General features: G+C 61.9%; 2 protein-coding genes. Both read left to right on the top strand.

Annotation, left to right across the window (positions count from 1 at the left end):
- The first annotated feature begins 180 nt into the window (after positions 1 to 180).
- On the top strand, positions 181 to 1,695 hold the full coding sequence (gene istA / locus AC1Q8Q_RS32095) for an IS21-like element ISPre4 family transposase (RefSeq protein ID WP_041771204.1): 1,515 nt from the start codon (positions 181 to 183) through the stop codon (positions 1,693 to 1,695).
- Positions 1,696 to 1,715: 20 nt separating this feature from the next.
- Positions 1,716 to 2,471 carry an IS21-like element ISPre4 family helper ATPase IstB gene (gene istB, locus AC1Q8Q_RS32090; protein WP_011077977.1) on the top strand — a complete coding sequence of 252 codons (756 nt, stop codon included), beginning with the start codon at positions 1,716 to 1,718 and terminating at the stop codon, positions 2,469 to 2,471.
- Positions 2,472 to 2,575: the final 104 nt, after the last annotated feature.

Genomic DNA, 2,575 nt, shown 5'->3' with positions numbered 1-2,575 from the left:
TGCGGATTCCACGGCCATCCGGCCACCTATTCCATAAACATCCGGCCACTGATTCCACGATGATCCGGCCACCCATTCCACGCTCATCCGGCCACCCTTAAGGCAGGCAGCAACGCAGGATTATTCACTACCATCGACCTCTTTTATCGAAGCAGAGAGTTCGTCGTGGAGCGTTTATCCATGCGTAAAATTCGAGAAGTGCTACGTCTCAAATTCGAGGTCGGCCTATCTGCCCGCCAGGTCGCTGGCAGCTTGCAAGTAGGCCGAGCCAGCGTCGGTGAGTACCTCAATCGCTTTGCTGCCAGCGGCCTGACCTGGCCCTCTGCGCTGACTGACGCCGAGTTACAACGGCATCTTTTTCCGCCGCCGCCCACCGTTCCCAGCGATCAAAGGCCGGTGCCAGACTGGGCTCATGTACACGGGGAGTTACGCCGCCCCGGCGTAACTCTGGCCCTGCTTTGGCAGGAATACCGACTCGCCCACCCGCAAGGCTTCCAATACAGCTGGTTCTGCGAGCACTACCGCCTCTGGGCCGCCAAGGTCGACGTGGTCATGCGCCAGGAGCACCGTGCCGGCGAAAAGCTGTTCGTCGATTACGCCGGCCAGACCGTACCGGTCATTGATCGGCGAACCGGCGAGATCCGCCAAACGCAGATCTTCGTCGCCGTTCTCGGCGCGTCCAGCTACACCTTTGCCGAGGCCACCTGGTCGCAGAAGCTGCCTGACTGGCTGGGCTCGCACGCCCGCTGTTTTGCTTTTTTCGGTGGCACATCGCAGATCCTGGTGCCCGATAATCTGCGCAGCGGCGTCACCAAGGCGCATCGCTACGAGCCCGACATCAACCCCAGTTACCGCGATCTCGCCGAGCATTACGGCATCGCCGTATTACCTGCTCGCTCGCGCAAACCCAAGGACAAAGCCAAGGTCGAAGTCGGCGTGCAAGTCGTCGAGCGCTGGATCCTCGCCGCGCTGCGCAACCGCCAGTTCTTCTCGCTGGGCGAACTCAACACGGCAATCAGCCTGCTGCTCGAACGCCTCAATCAAAAGCCCTTCAAGAAGCTGCCCGGCTCACGCCGCTCGGCCTTTGAGACCATCGACCAACCCGCACTGCAACCGCTACCAGAACATCCGTACATCTACGCCGAATGGAAAAAGGTGCGGGTGCACATCGACTACCACGTCGAGGTCGAGGGCCATTACTACTCGGTGCCGTACCAGTTGGTGAAGCACCAACTCGAAGTGCGGCTAACCGCTAAGACCGTCGAGTGCTTCCACGCCAACCAGCGGGTGGCCAGTCACCTGCGCTCGCTGCACAAAGGCCGCCACACCACCCAAACCGAGCACATGCCCAAGAGCCACCGGGAGCACGCCGAATGGACACCGCAACGGCTGATCCGCTGGGCCGAGCAGACCGGGCCTAACACCGCTGGCGTTATCGCCTACATCCTTGAGCGCCGAATCCATCCTCAGCACGGCTTCCGCGCCTGCCTGGGCATCCTGCGCCTGAGCAAGCAGCACGGCGAAGAGCGGCTGGAAGCCGCTTGCCAGCGAGCGCTGGCACTGGGCGCGTGCAGCTACAAAAGCCTTGAATCGATCCTGCGCCAAGGGCTGGAAAAGCTACCGCTGTCCCAGCAAAACCTGCCGCTACTGCCCGACGAACACATCAACCTGCGCGGCCCTGGCTACTACCACTGACCTGAAAAAGGAGCACCAAAATGCTGCCCAATCCGACACTCGACAAGCTGCAAACCCTGCGCCTGCACGGCATGATCAAGGCGCTGAGCGAGCAACACGCCACGCCCGATATCAATGATCTGAGCTTCGACGAACGCCTCGGCCTGATGATCGACCGCGAGCTGACCGAACGTGAAAACACGCGTCTGAGCAGCCGGCTGAAACTGGCACGACTGCGCCACAACGCTTGCCTGGAAGACATCGATTACCGCAGCCCACGCGGCCTGGACAAGTCCCTGATCCTGCAACTGGGCAGCGGCCAATGGCTGCGCGATGGCTTGAACCTGATCATCGGCGGCCCGACCGGTGTAGGCAAAACCTGGCTCGCCTGCGCGCTGGCCCACAAGGCCTGCCGTGACGGCTACAGCGTGCGCTACTTGCGTCTGCCGCGCCTGATGGAGGAACTGGGCCTGGCCCACGGAGACGGTCGATTCGCGAAACTGATGGCGGGCTATGCCAAGACCGACTTGCTGATCCTGGACGACTGGGGCCTGGCGCCGTTTACCGCACCGCAACGGCGCGACATGCTTGAGCTATTGGACGACCGCTACGGCAACCGCTCGACGCTGGTCACCAGCCAGATGCCCGTGGACAAATGGCATGCACTGATCGGCGATCCGACCTTGGGCGACGCGATCCTCGACCGGCTGGTGCACAACGCTTATCGGATCGAACTGAAGGGCGAATCGATGCGCAGACGCGCAACGAAATTGACGACGACAGGGACTTCAGACTAACAATGCAAACCTGCGTCGCTGCGCTCCGACTGCCTGGCCGGATGAGCGTGGAACGGGTGGCCGGATGTTGGTGGACTGGGTGGCCGGATGGCGTGGAATGCGCA

The organism is Pseudomonas sp. GW823-FHT06B06 (genome assembly GCF_058795195.1).
This window is presented reverse-complemented; position numbering and strand designations above follow the sequence as displayed.

Excerpts from the sequence above, each read along its gene's own strand:
- istA (WP_041771204.1), top strand. The coding sequence starts at position 181 with ATGCGTAAAATTCGAGAAGTGCTACGTCTCAAATTCGAGGTCGGCCTA.
- istB (WP_011077977.1), top strand. The coding sequence starts at position 1,716 with ATGCTGCCCAATCCGACACTCGACAAGCTGCAAACCCTGCGCCTGCAC.